This window comes from Parafrankia sp. EUN1f (assembly GCF_000177675.1).
In the GTDB taxonomy this organism is placed as follows: Bacteria; Actinomycetota; Actinomycetes; order Frankiales; family Frankiaceae; genus Parafrankia.
The window spans coordinates 62,193-78,048 of sequence record NZ_ADGX01000026.1; the positions used below are offsets into that span (position 1 = coordinate 62,193).

The 15,856-nt window shown below is 70.5% G+C and carries 11 protein-coding genes and 2 pseudogenes; 6 read left to right on the top strand and 7 right to left on the bottom strand.

Annotated elements, in window-relative coordinates:
* Positions 1-934: 934 nt before the first annotated feature.
* Positions 935-1,624, top strand: a complete 690-nt coding sequence (locus FREUN1FDRAFT_RS10585) for a TetR/AcrR family transcriptional regulator (RefSeq protein WP_035951238.1) — start codon at positions 935-937, stop codon at positions 1,622-1,624.
* A gap of 189 nt (positions 1,625-1,813) precedes the next feature.
* Positions 1,814-3,480, top strand: a pseudogene (locus tag FREUN1FDRAFT_RS10590) (acyl-CoA dehydrogenase family protein).
* A gap of 794 nt (positions 3,481-4,274) precedes the next feature.
* Here the strand turns inward: FREUN1FDRAFT_RS10590 and FREUN1FDRAFT_RS10600 are convergent.
* Complete coding sequence (locus tag FREUN1FDRAFT_RS10600) at positions 4,275-4,694, bottom strand: hypothetical protein (protein ID WP_157474603.1); 420 nt, start codon at positions 4,692-4,694, stop codon at positions 4,275-4,277.
* Between the two features lie 186 nt (positions 4,695-4,880).
* Positions 4,881-5,051, bottom strand: a complete 171-nt coding sequence (locus FREUN1FDRAFT_RS43665) for a hypothetical protein (RefSeq protein WP_157474605.1) — start codon at positions 5,049-5,051, stop codon at positions 4,881-4,883.
* A 678-nt stretch (positions 5,052-5,729) separates the two neighbouring features.
* On the opposite strand from FREUN1FDRAFT_RS43665, the gene FREUN1FDRAFT_RS10605 reads away from it, so the two are divergent.
* Entirely contained in the window at positions 5,730-6,635 is a 906-nt protein-coding gene (locus FREUN1FDRAFT_RS10605) for a hypothetical protein (RefSeq protein ID WP_006540024.1), read from the top strand.
* A gap of 115 nt (positions 6,636-6,750) precedes the next feature.
* Here FREUN1FDRAFT_RS10605 and FREUN1FDRAFT_RS10610 read toward each other — a convergent pair whose 3' ends face one another.
* Together FREUN1FDRAFT_RS10610 and FREUN1FDRAFT_RS10615 are read right to left on the bottom strand one after the other, a co-directional pair.
* Positions 6,751-7,299, bottom strand: a complete 549-nt coding sequence (locus FREUN1FDRAFT_RS10610) for an NADPH-dependent FMN reductase (protein ID WP_006540025.1) — start codon at positions 7,297-7,299, stop codon at positions 6,751-6,753.
* A 36-nt stretch (positions 7,300-7,335) separates the two neighbouring features.
* A complete protein-coding gene (locus FREUN1FDRAFT_RS10615; RefSeq protein ID WP_006540026.1) occupies positions 7,336-7,899 on the bottom strand; it encodes a flavin reductase family protein in 564 nt (187 codons plus the stop codon).
* A gap of 466 nt (positions 7,900-8,365) precedes the next feature.
* Here FREUN1FDRAFT_RS10615 and FREUN1FDRAFT_RS10620 point away from each other — a divergent pair, with 466 nt between their 5' ends.
* Genes FREUN1FDRAFT_RS10620 through FREUN1FDRAFT_RS10630 form a run of 3 tightly spaced genes read left to right on the top strand, consistent with a single transcriptional unit; the run spans position 8,366 to position 11,452 of the window.
* Positions 8,366-10,579 (top strand): HAD family hydrolase, encoded by a 2,214-nt coding sequence (locus tag FREUN1FDRAFT_RS10620; RefSeq protein ID WP_006540027.1) that lies wholly within the window; start codon positions 8,366-8,368, stop codon positions 10,577-10,579.
* Positions 10,579-10,815, top strand: coding sequence for an acyl carrier protein (locus FREUN1FDRAFT_RS10625; RefSeq protein WP_006540028.1), 237 nt, complete (start codon positions 10,579-10,581; stop codon positions 10,813-10,815). Before FREUN1FDRAFT_RS10620 ends, FREUN1FDRAFT_RS10625 begins: the two co-directional genes overlap by 1 nt.
* Positions 10,805-11,452, top strand: coding sequence for a serine O-acetyltransferase (locus tag FREUN1FDRAFT_RS10630; RefSeq protein ID WP_006540029.1), 648 nt, complete (start codon positions 10,805-10,807; stop codon positions 11,450-11,452). The genes FREUN1FDRAFT_RS10625 and FREUN1FDRAFT_RS10630 overlap by 11 nt, the downstream gene beginning before the upstream one ends.
* Before the next feature lie 927 nt (positions 11,453-12,379).
* On the opposite strand, the gene FREUN1FDRAFT_RS10635 is transcribed toward FREUN1FDRAFT_RS10630, so the two are convergent.
* The 3 genes and pseudogenes from FREUN1FDRAFT_RS10635 to FREUN1FDRAFT_RS10645 form a co-directional block, all read right to left on the bottom strand.
* Entirely contained in the window at positions 12,380-13,375 is a 996-nt protein-coding gene (locus FREUN1FDRAFT_RS10635; RefSeq protein WP_006540031.1) for a hypothetical protein, read from the bottom strand.
* A gap of 351 nt (positions 13,376-13,726) precedes the next feature.
* Positions 13,727-14,905: a cystathionine gamma-synthase gene (locus FREUN1FDRAFT_RS10640; RefSeq protein WP_006540032.1), complete on the bottom strand. Its 1,179-nt coding sequence runs from the start codon at positions 14,903-14,905 to the stop codon at positions 13,727-13,729.
* Positions 14,906-15,505: 600 nt separating this feature from the next.
* Positions 15,506-15,856: pseudogene (locus FREUN1FDRAFT_RS10645) on the bottom strand (transposase); the annotation flags it as partial.

A 15,856-nucleotide genomic window follows, 5' to 3' on the forward strand; every position in this document is an offset into this window, starting at 1 on the left:
CGTTCTTTCGTCACCGGTGCCCGGCCGGACGAATTGCCGGTGGCCAGGAATCCGCCAGGTCATGTGTGTAGCACGGAGCCTTTTCAGCCGATGATCGTTGTGCGGTCAAACTGGTGCGTGGCCGCTGATCGCTCACTGCGGGACCACAGCTGCCAATCCGTCGGTGGTGCGGGTGATGGCCCGTGTGGCACGCCGTAGGTCACTCTCGCGGCAGGGGACCGTCGTGGCTTCCGGGTGCCCGGTAGTGGTCTCTCCGTGCCGGAAGGTAGCCGGGCGCCGACCGCTTCGCAGCACGTAGCGATCATGCGGAAGCGTAGCGGTGGCAAGGTCGGCCAGCCGCTGCCGCCAGGTCTCAGATGGATGCACGCTCCGTAGTTTCGATCATGTCATCGATTGAGATGGTGGGAGGGCGTCGCTCCCTGCGATCCGACTGGTGGTCGAGCGAACCTGCTGGTCCTCGTCTTGTCTGTGCGGAGGGCGGCGAGTTGTCGCGCGGTTTGGTTGACATGACACAGCGCTACTGGTGCGCAGTGGGAGCAGTAGAAAGGGCTGTTGGGATGTCGAGCCTGTGGGATTACGGGCGGATCGGCGGATGGTCGGTGTGGTAGAAAGGGCGTGACTCAAAGCCGCCGGTTCCAGCCGGTGTCAAATCGATTGCCGCGCCCCGGTCGGGTTGGTGGTGCGGGGTGATGGTCATGGCTGTCCGGCGTCGGGCTGTTCCGGGTGCGCCTCGCTACCGGCTCCGTCCTGAATCCTCCGTGTCCGGAGAACGATTTCTCGTTAAAGGGTTTCGCTGGGCGTCCGCGCCTGTCGGTTCGGGTCCGCGTGCGCCGCGTCCGGTTGCGGTATGCAGTAGCCTGATCGTGCTGGCCGCTCCGGGCTGAATTCCGCCCGCGTCGTGGTTCAGGGGCGCGAGCGATGGTTCACTCTCTCCGTGCCCTACCGTCGCCCTGCCGTTGTGGATGACCGGCTCGCCGCGGCCCGTGAGCGGTTGGTCGCGGCGGCCACGGATCTCGTCGCCGAAGCCGGTTGGGCCGGCGCCTCCGTCACGGCGGTCGCGGCAGCGGCAGGCATGTCGGTCGGTTCCGTCTACCAGCATTTTCCGTCCAAGTCGGAGCTGGTGTGCGAGGTCTTCCGGCGAGCCGCGGCGCAGGAGGTGGAACTCATCCGCGCGGCGGCCGGCGAGCCCAGCCCGGCGCGGGGCGTCGGCCTCACCGCCGCGGGAGATCCGGTGGATCGCCTCGTGCTGGCGGTCGCCCTGTTCACCCGGCGGGTGCTGGCGCGTCGAGGCCTGGTCCACGCGCTGCTCGTCGCGCCGTCGGATTCCGCGCTGGAGGCGCAGCGGCGCGACTTCCGCAGGCGCTACCGGGATGTCTTCGCGGCTCTGATCCGCGCGGGGGTCGAGGCGGGGATGCTGCCCACCCAGGATCCGGTGGTCGCCGCGGCGGCCCTGACGGGCGCGATCGGTGAGGTGCTCGCCGGCCCGGTCCCGATGGCCCAGGACCTGCCTCGCGATGGCAGGGAGGCCGAACCGGTGGTGCGGGAGGTCGTCGAGATAGCGCTGAGGTGCGTGGGTGCGCGCCCGATGGTCCGTGGCTGGAGCGTTGCCGAGGGAATCGGCTGACGTCTCCTGGATGACCGCTCCCGGTGGTGCTCCCGCGGGCGCTCCCACTCGCACCCGCTGCCGGCCGAGGCCGGCAGCGGGTGCGCGGTCGGCAGCGGGTGCGCGGTCGGCAGGCGAAGATGTCCCCGTAGCGATCGTGGGCCGGGGCTCGTCCGTCAACGGTGCCCGGGCAGACCGGGAGGTCCGGAGATGACGACGTTTGGTGGCGGTCCGACCCACCGGGTGACGAACCAGCCGCCTCCGCTGGTCGGCCATGACGTTGCGGAGGACGTCCCGCTGCTGGCGGCGCTGGTCCGTGAGGGTGCCGGCGATCAGGCGGAGGAGCTGCACCGGCTCGGCCGGCTCGCGGGCGGCGCCGAGGCACAGTCCTGGGGTGACGAGGCGAACCGTCATCCACCGGTGCTGCGGACCCACGACCGGTACGGCAACCGGATCGACGAGGTCGACTTCCATCCGGCCTGGCATGAGCTGCTCACCGTGGCGGTGCGGGCCGGGCTGGCCGGGTCCGCGTGGGCCGCGGACCGGCCCGGCGCGCATGTGGCACGGGCGGCCGGGATTCTCGTGTGGGGCCAGGTCGAGCATGGCCACCTCTGCCCGGTCTCGATGACCTACGCCGCGGTGCCGGTCGTGCGGACGGCACCGGACCTCGCCGCGGCGTATCTGCCCGGTCTGACCAGCTCCGTCTACGATCCCGGCCTGCGTCCGCCGGAGAGCAAGCGCGGCCTGCTGGCCGGCATGGGGATGACCGAGAAACAGGGTGGTTCGGACGTCCGGGCCAACGAGACCAGAGCGACGCCGGTCGGCGGTGGGACGTACCTGCTGCGAGGCCACAAGTGGTTCACCAGCGCGCCCATGAACGACGTCTTCCTGGTGCTGGCCCAGGCCCCTGGCGGGCTGTCGTGCCTGCTGGTGCCCCGGGTGCTTCCGGACGGGAGCCGCAACCCGTTCCTCATCCAGCGGCTCAAGGACAAGCTCGGCAACCGCAGCAACGCCAGCGCCGAGCCGGAGTTCGACGGGACGCTGGCCCATCTTGTCGGGGAGGAGGGCCGGGGTGTGCGGGCGATCATCGACATGGTCGCGCTCACCAGACTCGACTCCGCGATCGGGACGGCTTCGGGCATGCGGGCGGCCCTGGTGGCCGCGGCACATCACGTGCGCCACCGCTCGGCGTTCGGGTCGCTGCTCGTCGACAAGCCGCTGATGCGCAACGTGCTGGCCGACCTGGCACTGGAATCCGAGGCAGCGGTCACGCTCGTGATGCGGGTGGCCGGCGCGGTGGACCGGGCCGAACAGGGCGACGAGGGCGAGCGGGCGTTCCTCCGTCTCGCGACCGGGCTAGCCAAGTACTGGCTGTGCAAGCGTCAGCCGGCCATGGTCGCCGAGGCGCTCGAATGCCTCGGCGGCAACGGCTACGTGGAGGATTCGGGGCTGCCGCGGCTCTACCGCGAAGCGCCGCTGAACGGCATCTGGGAGGGCTCGGGCAACGTCAACGCCCTGGACGTGCTGCGCGCCCTCGGCCGCGAGCCGGCCAGCCTCGCCGCCTATGCGGCCGAGATCGACGCGGCGGCCGGCGGGAACCGCCACCTCGACGACGCCTGGCGCCGGCTGCGCCACGACCTGGACGCCCTCCTCACCGCCGACGAGCCGGTCGAGCTGGAGCTGGTCGCTCGCCGGCTGGTCGAGCGGATGGCGCTGCTCCTGCAGGGCGCGCTGCTGGTGCGGCACGCCCCGCCGGCGGTGGCGGACGCGTTCTGCGTGGCCCGGGTGGGGGTGACGCCGGCCTGGCCTTCGGCACGCTTCCGCCAGGTCTCGATCTCGACGGCATCCTGCGGCGGATCCCGCACGGTGCTGTCTGAGTGCAGTCCTCGCGGCCTGCGGTGATCGGTTGCGCGCGGCGCGACGGCGATCAGACGAGTACGGAGAGTTGCACGGACGGGTGTGACGCCAGCCCGATGTGACCTTGGTAGGTACGTCCGGTCCTATCCTGACTCTGGACAGTTTGCTGCGGTTCGAGTTTCGCACTGCTGGAAGCGCACTGTAGTTATGGCGTAGCGGAAGGTGGCGGTCGGCCTCTTAGGCTGAGCCCGTTGCCTGCCTCCGGGGGTGTGATGATCGTCTTCTTTCTTGCCGTGGCGGGCCTGGTGGTCTTCGCGGGCCTTTTTGGGCTCGTGCGCGGTGTCGCTGAATGGGCCTGGATACGTGACCGCCGGACCGCCGGGATCGTCACCGGTGCCGGTCTCGCCGCGGTGCTCGCGCTGAGCGCCATCGCGGTGCGCTTCGGTGGATCGGGCGAGTCCGTGGCGGCAGCCCGCCCGAGCACCCCGGACGACCCGGGTACGGGCAGCGGCGCCGCCGACGCGTCGACGTCCCCGCGCCCGGCGCCGCAGACCACCACCAGGTCACAACCCGCGTCGGCCGGCCCGGACCCCGAGGACGATCCTGACCTCAAACAGAGGTCCCCCGACGACCCCGGCGGATCTGGGACCGGCACCTCCTCCGGCGGGGTCGCCGCACCGCGAGGCGGCGCCACCGGCGGCAGCCCGCGGCCGGCGTCCACACCCGGAGGGACGACCTGGCCTCGCTCGTCCACACCGTCGAGCGTGACCGGCATCCCAGGGCTGGAGCACCCGTCCCCGACCGCGACCCGCACCTACCCGCCGACCACCGGTGCGGGGACGGCCGCCGGCGGGGAGACAGCCTCGCCGTCGCCCTCGACGTCCTCGTCCCGCTCTCCGCGGCCGACGACGGGAACGAGCCGGACGCCGGGCGGTGCGGCATCCAGAACGACCCCGACGCCGACGCCCTCCACGAAGCCGCGGGCGACGGCCTCCGCGAGCCCGCGTGCCACGCCGTCCGCGAGTGTCCGTCCTCGCACCACGGCTTCGCCCACATCGAAGCCGGCGACAAGAACCACCTCCGGGCCGGCCTCGACGCCGACGACCCGGCCGTCGCCCTCTGCCTCGGCGGTCTCGTCCGGCCCGACCTCGGCGACAGCGAGCCCCTCACCGGCACAGATGCCATCGTTCCCCTGGTGGCCCACGAGCACCACCGCGGCGGTCGCGGCCGGCACGATCGGTTCCGCGGAGCCGGCCGGAGGCGATCGAATCGGCGCCCTTTCCACCCAGGTCCGGCGGTCGGTCGACAGGCTCGCCCGCGCCCGGTCGATCATCGGGAGGCCCTCGTCACGTGCGGCGCGCTCGCCACTCGCCGCACGTACCTCGGCTCCGGCACACCAGAGCAGCACCGCGAAGCCGGCTCAGAAGCCTGTGGTGTCCAGGCCTGCCGCGTCCGAGTCTGGGGCGTCGAAGCCGGTGGCGTCCAAGCCTGGCGCCTCGAAGCCTGCGGCGTCGAAGCCTGGCGCGTCGAAGCCTGGGGCGTCGAAGCCTGGCGCGTCGAAGCCTGGGGCGTCGAAGCCTGCGGCGGCCAAGCCTGCTGCGTCGAAGCCGGTGGCTCAGAAGCCGTCGAAGCCTGCGGGGGCCAAGCCCGTGACTCAGAAGCCTGCTGCCTCGAAGCCAATGGCGTCCAAGCCTGGGGCCTCGAAGCCTGCGGCTCAGAAGCCTGCCGCGTCGAGGTCGGCAGCTCAGAAGCCGACTGGGTCGAAACCGGCTGGGTCGAAACCGGCTCAGAAGCCTGCCGCGTCGAAGCCTGCGGCTCGGAAGTGAAGCGGTGAGTGAGGTCGGTGTCGAGCCATGCTTACCGGGCTAGGTCCGGCGATCGCAAGAGTTGAGGATGTTGGTCGTTTCGACCAATAGCGTTTAAACGGGGCATAAGGCCGCTTGGCAATCCGCAAGAAGTGAGGATTTCGGTTGCTGCAGCAGCCAGAATCCTCATTTTTTGCTCGGAAGCAGCAGTGGTAGCGGCGGTAACGGCGGTAGCGGTGGCCTGGAGCCGGCGTGAGCCGGCCATCGCGTAGACGCAGATTCGGTTGGGCTGGATCGCCGGGCAGCGCTCGGGCAGACGTCGGGCAGCTGTCGGGTAGCCCTCGAGTCGCCGACACACCTGCAATTGAGACCATCCGGCTACCCTGAGTGAGGTACGTTCCCGCGGACATCGGATCGGTGGCTGGGGGGCGCATGCGGGAAAGCGTGACGTCGCAGGGCAAGCTGTGATCGCCCTGATCAGCGGCGTGCTCGCGGCCCTTGCCATGATCGCGCTGGTGGTCGGGATCGTCGGCCTGCTCCGCGGCCGGATCGGCTTCCTGGGCATCGGTGATCGCCCGATGGCGGGCCTGCTGACGGCGGCCAGCTTCACGGTTGCCGTGGCGACCTTCGGCGTGCTCGCCACGGGCGGAGATCGGCCGGACGCGACGGTGAGCGCCCGGCCGCTCGGCACGGACCCCAGCCTCTCCGACGGATATCCGACGAACGGGCGCACCGGCGACCTGGGGAGCGGACTGCCACGCGCGGCGGTCCGGCAGTTCCCCGCGCCGTTCGGCTCCGGCGGCCCGGGCTCCTACGCACAGCCGGTCGTCCCGCCGTGGCCGACGATGCCAGGGTCGACAGCGCAGGGGCAGGTGCTGCCCGGCCAGGTCCTGCCTGGCCAGGTCCTGCCAGGCCAGGCGTCCCCAGGGCCGGCGTTTCCAGGGGATGGGCTCCCGGCCGGCGTCCGACCCGGCCAGGACCTGGCGGGTCCGGGTGCTCTGGTGCCGCCGGGCCTTGTACCGGGGGGAGCGGCCCCTGGCCTCCGCGGGATCACGCCGTGGCCGTCGTCGTCGCCGGAGGCACCGGACCTCACGGACGCCGCGGGATCGGGATCTCTGTCGACCGGTGACACGGCTGACACGACGGGATCGTCCACCGGCGGTGCGGACCTGAGCCCGGACCGAGGCGAAGCGGCTCAGAGCGGCCAGGCTCGCGATACGGGTGGCTCGCCAGGCGGCAACCCGCGGGTGCCACCGGCGGAAGGCGGGAACGGTGGTTGCTACCGCACGGACGACGGTGGCCTGGGCGTTGGACCGCCGGACGTGTCGGTCTGGGACATCGTCGCCGGCCTCGCCGAGGCATGCCCGTGAACGGTGGCCTGGGACGTCCGGTGGTGGCCTGGGACGTCCTCTGAGGGCGCCGGTGGCGGCGCCGGCGTCCTGTACCCGGCGGCGACGGGTAAGCGACGGGTACAGGACGCGGATCTCAGCCGAGGTCCTGCGACACCGTGGCTCGGGACTCGACGAGAGCGGTGATGGCGGCCAGGTTGGCCGTCGCCCACGTGTCCAGCTGGGCGGGCAGCTCGGGAAGCGTGGAATCGAGCACGAAGACGCCACGGGTCGGGCACGACGCGCCGATCTCCACCAGCAGCGGGCGCAGGTGCACCTCCACCGCCAGCGCGTGCTCGGGAGCCCCGGCGACGAGCACGGGCACGGTTGGTACGCCACCGAGCTCGCCCTGCCCGATCTGGTCGAGCAGCAGCTTGAGGAGCCCCGTGTAGGTGGCCTTGAAGGTCGGGGTCGCCACGACCAGGGCGTCCGCCGTCCGCATCGAGGCGACGGCTTCCTTCACCGCCGGGTCACCCCAGCCCAGCAGCCCCGGACCGAGTGCGCTGACCTCGATCACCTCGGTCACGACGTCGCCCTCGGCAGGGATCGCGGCGGCCACCCGGGCGGCGACGGCCTCGGCCACCGTGCGGGTGCGCGAGTTCGGCTTGGGGTTGCCGACGACACTGAGAACTCGACGCTGCGGCATGACAGGGCCCTCCTGTGAGTTTTCGCGACTGTCGCTTCAGGAGCGTGCCAGGAACTGGCCGTAGGCGCCGCGGAAGTAGAGCAAGGGCTCGCCGGTTGCGGCGGCGCCGAGCCGTTCGACCAGACCGAGAGTGATCACGTGGTCGCCGGCGTCGTATTCGCGGTGCAGCGTGCACTCCATCCAGGCAAGTGCGCCGTCGAGCACGGGGGCCCCGTTCTCAGCCGGCGTCCAGCTGATTCCGCTCCACTTGTCGGTGCCGCTCCTGGAGAACTGTGAGGACACCGCCTCCTGGCGGTTGTCGAGAACGTTCACGCAGAAGCGCCCGGCGGCCCGGATTCGCGGGTAGCTGGTGGACGTCCGCGCGGGCAGGAACATGACCAGTGGGGGAGTGAGCGATGCGCTGCTGAACGACTGACAGGTCATGCCGACGGGTTCGGAGTCGTCCATCGCCGTGACAATCACGATTCCGGAGCAGAAATGCCCGAGAACAGCACGGAAGTCCGCACTGTCGGTCGCGGTGAAAACGCTCCGCGAGGTAGCCGCCGCGCCCTCCTCCGAGGGCTGGCGTTGCGCGATCACGTCACACGTTGCCTGGGTCATCGGTGCCTCCGCGGGGTCGGGCCGGCCGGACGCCGATCAGAAGTAGACCGGAGGTGAACCGGCGAGTGGTGCCGCACCGCGCCCGAGCGCCGCCGCTGGAGATCGGACGGGTCGCTCGTCGCGCGATGTTCGTACGCTCACGCGCGGAAGTGTCCTGGTCGTTACGTCGCCGTGGTGGGCCCGTTGCGCTGCCTGGCAGCGTGAGTGTCGGCTGGCCGGGCAGTGGGACTCGCTGAAATCCGGTGCATTCCGCTGGCGGGGCGGGGCTGTCGCCGCGGGGCGTGGAACGACGCCAGGTGCGCTGTCACCTGATCAGGCGCGGCGGCGTGGTCGTCGAGTGGCTTCTCGGGCAACAGTCCGGAGATCATCCGCATCCGACAGGCTACTCTTACGTAAGGGTAGAGTTAGTCCTGTATCTCCCCAACGGAGGCGGCCCGCGAGCGGCGCCCAGGGAGGAATTCGATCGATGGTTGATCCCCTGCGGACAGGTCCGCGGAGCCTCGAGGAACTGGCCGGTGCCGCGGCGATGACCGAGGTGCCGACGGCCGGCCTGTGCCGAGATCTCGCCCTTGCCCATGAACGGGCGGGCGACCCCGCCGCCGCGGTGCGCTGGGCGCTCGCGATGACCGATGCCGGGGGCGATCTCACCTGCTGGTCGGCGGCCGCCGGTGTGCTGCGCCGGGCCTTTCCCGCAGCGGGCCTCACGTTGCGGCCGGCCAGAGTCGCGGTGCTCGGCAGCTACACCACGGCACAGTTCGCGGCGCTGCTGCCTCTTGCCGCGGCGCGCGCGGGTGTCGCGGTCGAGGTGTACGAGTGCGGCTACGGCCAGTACCGGCAGGAGGTTCTGGATCCCGCCAGCGGCCTGCACCGTTTCAGGCCGGACGTCGTGATCCTCGCGGTGCACGCAGGCGACACGGCCCTGCCGTCGTTCGCGCGCGACCCCGAGCAGGCCGTCGCCGTCGAGGCGGCGCGGTGGACGTCGTTGTGGCAGATCATCACCGGCAGCCTCGGGGCAGGGGTCATCCAGCACACCTTCGTGGTGCCCGAGACCGAACCGTTCGGCCACCTTGCCAGGCAGGCATCGGGCGCCCGATCGTCGTTGCTCGCGGCCGTCAACGTGGCGCTCGGCCTGGCCGCCGCGGGCGTCGGAGGCGCGGGCAGCGGGAGCAACGGGGGTGCCGGAGGCAGTAGGGGCATCGGAGGCAACGGGGGCGCCGGAGGCAGTAGGGGCATCGGGGGCAGTGGGGTCGGCTCGGGCCAGGTCTCCTTCGTGGACTGCGAGCGCCTGGCGGCGACGGTGGGCAAGCGCAGCTGGTTCGACCCGCGGTACTGGCACCGCTCCAAGCAGGCGGTCTCCCTCGCGCACGTACCCGCGCTGGCCCGGCACACCGCCGCGGTGCTGGGCGCCCAGCTCGGCACCAGCCGCAAGTGCCTCGTGCTCGACCTGGACAACACCCTTTGGGGCGGAGTACTCGGCGAGGACGGTCTCGCGGGCATCGCGTTGGGCGACGGCCCGGCCGGCGAGGCCTTCAGCGAGTTTCAGGAGTACATCGCCCTGCTGCGTGAACGCGGCGTGGTCCTTGCCGTGTGCTCGAAGAACAATGACGCGGACGCCCGTGCGGCTTTCGAGCGACATCCCGCCATGCGGCTGCGCCTCGACGACTTCGCGATGTTCAGCGCGTCCTGGGATGACAAGCCGACGCAGATCCGGCGTATCGCCCAGACGCTGGGCGTCGGCCTGGACTCCCTGGTCTTCGTCGACGACAACCCGGCCGAGCGTGAGGTGGTGCGCCAGCTCGTTCCCGAGGTTGACGTGATCGCACTGCCGAAGGATCCGCACGAGTATGTGCGGACGCTCGCCGACTACCCGTTCTTCGAGCCGGGTGCGCTGACCGCGGAGGACGCAGCCCGCACCGAGCAGTACCGGGCCAGGGCCCGCGCCGTCGAGCTCGAAGCCTCCGCGTCATCGCTGGAGGAGTTCCACCGCGGGCTCGAGATGGTCGCGACCGTGGTTCCGCTCGATGAGCTGACCCTGCCCCGGGTCGTCCAGCTCATCGGGAAGACCAACCAGTTCAATCTGACGACCCGTCGGCGCGGGGCGGCCGAGGTCGCCGAGCTCGCGGCCGATCCGGCGACCGCGATCATCTGCGTGCGGCTGGCCGACCGTTTCGCTGATCACGGCCTGGTCGCGGTGGTGATCGCCCGTCGGGTGGCCGCCGTCGACGCTGATGCTGACGGGGACCTGGCCGACGCTGACGGGGGCCTGGTCGCCGGCACCGCGGTGCTGGACGTCGACACCTGGCTGATGAGCTGCCGGGTCATCGGCCGCACGCTGGAGTGCGAGCTCGCCGAGCTGATCGTTGCGGAGGCTCGGCGCCTCGGCTGCACGGCCGTGCGCGGTCACTACCTTCCGACCGCCAAGAACTCGCTGGTGGCGGATCTGTATGCCCGGTTGGGCTTCCAGCGTTCGGGGGCTGCCCAGGGCGGCGCCGACGGTTCCACCCACTGGCTGCTGCCGGTGGCGCTCACCCCTGAACGGCCAGGCCTCATCCGGGTCGTCGACACCCGCCGGCACCAGCCGGGCCCGAGTGAACCCAGGCCGCCCGAGCCCCGTTCGGGGGACGTCGGCCATCCAGACGCGGGGACATCCGCACAGACGATGCAGGAGGTGGCCGGCTGATGGTGCAGGAGCGCCTCGCGCGGGTCTTCCAGGAGATCTTCAGCGACCATGCCCTGGTCGTCTCCGACACCACGACGGCGGATGACGTACCCGGCTGGGACTCGCTGGCGCACATCAACCTGATCTACGCGCTGGAGACCGAGTTCGACGTGCGGATTCCCGACGAGCGGCTCGCCTCCTTCTCGAACGTCGGCGAGCTGCGCGCGTGTATCGAGGAGCTCAGCGGTGCTCGGTGAGTCGGCCGGCACTGTGCCTACCGGGACGTCCAACGACTCCCGGCCCGCCATATCGCTCCGCGAACAGCTCCGTGAGGACAGGGCTGTCCACTATGGCTCGTGGCTGCATCCGGGCTTTCAGGTGCTCGCGGTGCACCGGTTCGGGCGATGGAGCCTGGAACGTGGGGGTCTGGTCGGCCGGATCGGCCTGATCGCCTTCAAGGCGGTGAACAACATCGTCATCCGCAACGTGTACGGCACAGAGATCTCCGTCGACGCCCGCATCGGACGTCGTGTGTTGATCGGGCACCACCAGGCCGTGATGATTCCGCGGTACTGCGTGGTCGGCGATGACACCATCATTCGTCACAGCGTGACCATCGGGTATGCGCGGACGAATGCCCCGCCTGCGGATGTTCCGAAAATCGGTGCGCGGGTGGACATCGCTCCGGGCGTGCATCTGATCGGTCCGATCGCGATCGGTGACGACACCCGGATCGGGCCCGGCTCCATCGTGACGACGGATGTCCCCGCCGGCTCCACCGTCTTCGCCGCACCCGCCAGGATCATGCGCCCGCCTGCCCCGCCTGCCCCGCCTGCCCCGCCTGCCCCGCCTGCCCCGCCTGCCCCGCCTGCCCCGCCTGCCCCGGGCCGGTGACGGGTGCCGTCCATCCGGCCCGGATGATCCGGCCCGGATGATCCGGCCCGCCCCACCGCGGATCCCGGTGTGATCTGCGGGCCGGCTCCGGCCTGTTCCCGGCGCCGGCGCCGGGAACTGAGGCGGCACTCGGTGGCCGGCGTAGATTCCGGCGTTTCTCCGGCCAGATCTCGAAGGTTCTACCGGATTTGTGTCCGAGGTGTGCCCGGATCGCTCCCGCCGTGATGCAGGATACTGACTGTCCAGTCCGGAGGGTTCTGGTTTGGGTGGCGTGCAAAAAATGACCACATGAGCGTATGGTGTGCATTCGCGGTTGGACGGTGAGCCTTCCGCGCGCATTCGTCAGCCCACGGACAAGCCCCAATGGAGCGGCCTTGCGGAGTTCGCTGCCAGGGTAGGTGTGTCAATGAGCCTCTTCCGTCGTCGGATCCGAGCTGCAACAACACCACCCGATAAACGCGAGATGGAAAAGGCTCAATAAGAGAGGTGTTGGGGAAGGTCTGCCAGAAAAGAAGCTGAGCGGTCCGGGCTGCAGTTGCCTGCGAATGATCAGGTCAATTGGTTAGGTTGATCGGCCATCCGCTACCGTGCCGCCGTGTCTTTGAGTTCGCTATCTCAGCATTCCGTAGGTCCACCGTCCGTTCCGGCCGCACTGCCGACACCTCCGCCCATTCGCGCCGACACACACTCGCTGCTCGACGGGGCCGCTGCCCCGAGGGGCTGGTTGGTTGACGCCCTGACTGGCTCACCGGTGCTGGCACTGTTCGCTCTGCTGTTCGTTCTCGCGGTGAGCGCGCTGACCATCACCTGGTGCGCCCGGGTGGCTGATGCGAGGTCCTGGCGGCAGGCCCGCGCCGCCGGCATGGACCGCGACGTCGACCGCAACACAGGCCTCGATATCGGCCGCAACGCCAACCCATGGCGGAACTACACGGCGACCGGCGCCCATTCCCGGGCCTGGGCCACGAGGCCGGCCCAGTCGGCTCCGCGACGCCGGGCCCGAGTCGCCAGCGACATGATCCCGTTGGTCAGCCAGGCGGTGGGCCGCACGGCCGAGGTGGCCAGTGCTCGGGTAGCCAGCGTCTGAGCCTCGTCCAGCGCGTCGGCGTGCATCGCGGCGGAGGCCTGGTAGAGGCGCACTGCGGCCAGTGCTCCGGGTGCGCGTGAGCGGTCGAACAGGGCGGCGGCGTTGGAAAGGCGGCGGCGCCCTTCCAACAGCGCTCCCGCCCCCACGAGCGCTGCGCCACCGAAGGTCGGCAGATAGCCCGGATGCAGGCCGTCGAGTGCGTAGCCCTGGGCCGCGGGCGCCGCCCCGCGAGCGAGGCTCTCGGCTTCTCGTATCACTTCCATCACCCGGTCCGCGGGCTCGCCGCGACCGGCGCGGATGTTGGCCTCGGTCGTCATGGCCAGGATCGCGGTGTGGGAGTGGGGAGCGGTGGCCCGCGCGGCCATCGCGAGCGACAGTCCGTCGTCGGCGCTGTCGAAGGTGTAGGCGGCCAGTTCGGCCAGGACGACTCCGGCGTGGGCGGCGGTCGGCGCGTCGCCCACGTGGCGGGCCAGCACGAGCGCCGTGCGCGCCGACACCACCGCGCGCGCGGAGAGCCCGTTGTCTCCCTGCGCGACCGCCGACATGACGAGAACCCTGCTGTGAGTACGGCGCCAGTCCCTGCGGATCGCCGCGGGCTGGCGCTGTCCTGACATCGCTTCGGTGTGCCGGGAGATCACATCGAGCCGGTCGACCAGGTCCGTGGGCGCCATCGTCTCCCAGCGGCGGGCCATGGTGGCGAGCCCGGTCTCGATCCGGTCGAGAGTGTCCTGGCTTCGGTCGTCCGGGGCGATCATGAGGCGAGATCCGCCCAGCGCGAGTGCGGCTGTGGCCGCGCAAGTGGCAACGACCAACCGTCTGTCTGCCGCTTCGTCCATCCCCTACTCCTGGGCGTCGTTGTCCGGTCACGGCGGCAGAAGCCCGGATGATCCGGACGTAATCTCATGATTGGACCTTTTCCGTCGTCGACGCGGACCTGCGGCATCCCTGACCGTGCACCGTGAGATGGAAAAGGTTCATCAGTCTCCGGAAAGAGATGATCGCGACGCTGCTCTGACGGTAACGATTTCGCGCCGCTCTGTCGTCGTCCTGGTCGGATCTCGGGACTTTCGTCATATGGCGTCGGGCTTGTCGAAACCTTGCCATCTTGACGTGCGAGTGTGGATGTATTTTCTCATGGTTGTGTCGGGCGTGGTCGGCGGATGCGCCGGTTTCGCCTGACTTGCCGGTCACCCCGTGCGGAGCGCCTGCTCCAGATCGGTCAGCAGGTCGTCGACCGCCTCGATGCCCACCGAGAGCCGGACGAGATCGTCGGGCACTGCCAGCGGTGATCCGGCGACGGAGGCGTGGGTCATGCTCGCCGGATGCTCGATGAGCGACTCGACCCCGCCCAGCGACTCGGCGAGGGTGAACAACCGGGTCGCCGCGCACACCGCCAGCGCTCCCGCCGCACCCGCCGCGAGCTGGAAGGAGACCATGCCGCCGAAGTCACGCATCTGCTTCGCGGCGACATCGTGGCCGGGATGCCCCGGCAGGCCCGGGTAGTGGACCGCGTGTACCGCGGGATGGGCGGACAGCAGCGCGGCGACCTCGCGGGCGTTCGCGCAGTGCCGGTCCATCCGTACCGGCAGGGTTTTGACGCCGCGCAACACGAGCCAGGCGTCGAACGGGCCGGGCACCGCGCCGGCCGCGTTCTGGATGAAACGCACCCGCTGCGCGAGCTCGGCCGAGGAGGTCACCACCGCGCCACCCACGACATCGCTGTGCCCGCCCAGGTACTTGGTCGTCGAGTGGACGACCACATCCGCCCCCAGCGTCAGCGGCTGGCACAGGTACGGCGAGGCGAAGGTGTTGTCGACGACGAGCAGCGCATCCGCCCCGTGGGCCATGCTGGCGAGCGCCGCGATATCCGCGATGGCCAGCAGCGGGTTCGTCGGCGTCTCACACCACACCAGTGCCGTGGAGCCCGGTCGGATCGCGGCGCTCGCGGCGGCCGGATCACTGAGATCGGCGGCAGTGTGCTCCACGCCCCACTCGGCCAGCACCCGGGCGAACAGGCGGTAGGTGCCGCCGTAGGCGTCGGCCGGAATGACGACGTGGCTGCCCGGCCGGCAGACCGTGCGCAGCAGGGCGTCCGAGGCGGCCAGCCCGGAGGCGAAGGCAAGGGCCTCGGCGCCATGTTCGAGCGCGGCGAGGCTGGTCTCCAGCGCCGCGCGGGTCGGGTTGCCCGAGCGGGCGTACTCGAAGCCGGCGCGAAGCCCGCCCACACCGTCCTGGGCGAAGGTCGAGGCGGTGTGGATGGGGACCACCACCGCTCCGGTCGCCGGGTCCGGCTCCTGGCCGGCGTGCACCGCCAGAGTCTCGAACTCCGCGTTCGATCCGTTCGATCCCGCGTTCCGATCAGCCATGGCGCCACACTCGCACGCGGCGGTTGCGGGCCGGGGACATCACCGGTTCGCGTCGCGCGGAGTCCGTGATCGAAGGCCGCAGGGGCGCGCCATCCGAAGGGTTGAGGATCTTGGTCGTGCTGGAGCGGGTGGCAAGATCCCGAGAAGTGGCGGATCCGGTCCCCGGTGTCGACCTGGTGGTCGGTGCCCACCCGCCGCACGGCGAGCCACCGCGGGGGTCCGCGCGCCGCCGCGCAACGTAGCGCGACTCATGCCAATAGCGATAAATAGGGCGCGGAGTCGCTTGGTAATCCGCAAGAAGTGAGATTTCGGTTGTTGCGGCAGCCAGAAACCTCATTTCTTGCTCGGAGGCAGAGGCAGAGGCAGAGGCAGAGGCTTGGGCAGAGGCAGGGGCAGGGGCAGAGGCAGGGGCAGGGGCGGAGGCGGAGGCGGAGGCGGTGACAGCGGAAGCCCGAAGCTCGGGATTCCGCGACGGGGGTCTGGAACGACCGAAATCCTCAGCTCTTGTCGGGTGGCAACCTCGGCCCCGGCGGGAATCCCCACACGCGGCGGCGGACCCGGACGACCCGGGTGGTTGAAAAAGTGCCCCTATGTCCTTCGTCAAGCCGGTGAGGGGGTCGGGGCCTGGTAGAAGGTGCCGTTGCGAAGCATCGCGTAGAGCACGTCGATCCGGCGCCGGGCGAGGCAGGTGAGAGCGGCGACGTGATGTTTGCCTTCCGCGCGTTTCTTGTCGTAGTAGGCCCGGGACGGGGGTTCGCGTAGGGAGGCGAACGCGGCCAGGTAGAAGGCGCGTTTGAGTTGTTTGTTGCCGCGTCGGGAGGGGTGTTCCCCTCGGATGGAAGAGCCCGATGCTCGGGTGGCGGGGGCGAGACCGGCGTAGGCGGCCAGGTGCCCGGCGGTGGGGAAGCTGCTGGCGTCCCGACGTCGATGAGGATGCGGGCGGCGGTCCTG

Coding starts and splice junctions, on each gene's coding strand:
- FREUN1FDRAFT_RS10610 (WP_006540025.1), bottom strand. CDS start 7,299: ATGCCGCAGCGTCGAGTTCTCAGTGTCGTCGGCAACCCCAAGCCGAAC.
- FREUN1FDRAFT_RS10615 (WP_006540026.1), bottom strand. CDS start 7,899: ATGACCCAGGCAACGTGTGACGTGATCGCGCAACGCCAGCCCTCGGAG.
- FREUN1FDRAFT_RS10620 (WP_006540027.1), top strand. CDS start 8,366: ATGGTTGATCCCCTGCGGACAGGTCCGCGGAGCCTCGAGGAACTGGCC.
- FREUN1FDRAFT_RS10625 (WP_006540028.1), top strand. CDS start 10,579: ATGGTGCAGGAGCGCCTCGCGCGGGTCTTCCAGGAGATCTTCAGCGAC.
- FREUN1FDRAFT_RS10635 (WP_006540031.1), bottom strand. CDS start 13,375: ATGGACGAAGCGGCAGACAGACGGTTGGTCGTTGCCACTTGCGCGGCC.
- FREUN1FDRAFT_RS10640 (WP_006540032.1), bottom strand. CDS start 14,905: ATGGCTGATCGGAACGCGGGATCGAACGGATCGAACGCGGAGTTCGAG.